Source organism: Sphingomonas sp. AC435 (assembly GCF_979253005.1).
In genome coordinates this window covers 1-248 of record NZ_CEEDCJ010000084.1, presented here as the reverse complement: position 1 = coordinate 248, position 248 = coordinate 1, and the positions used below count along the sequence as shown (strand labels likewise).

1 protein-coding gene is annotated in these 248 nt (G+C 68.5%); it reads left to right on the top strand.

Translation table 11 applies throughout. The features are described from left to right. Positions 1-38: 38 nt before the first annotated feature. The coding region (locus AC0CH8_RS19035; RefSeq protein WP_465241219.1) for a hypothetical protein at positions 39-248 on the top strand (210 nt) is incomplete at its 3' end.

Here is a 248-nt window from a genome sequence, read left to right as displayed (position 1 = left end):
AGGTGACGGCCGTGTCGCAGTCGCCCGCGGCGGTGGTCGTGAGCGCCAAGCTGCCGGTGAAGACGTTCGGCGAGTTCGTGCAGTACTGCAAGACTGCCGCGCAGCCCTGCTCGCTGGCCACCGGTGAATCGCTGGCGCGGGTGTCGGCCAAGCAGCTCGCGGCCGAGGCGGGGCTGCCGAACCTGATCGTCGTCAACTACCGCGGCACGGGCGCCATCGTGACGGACATGATCGCGAACAACGTCAAC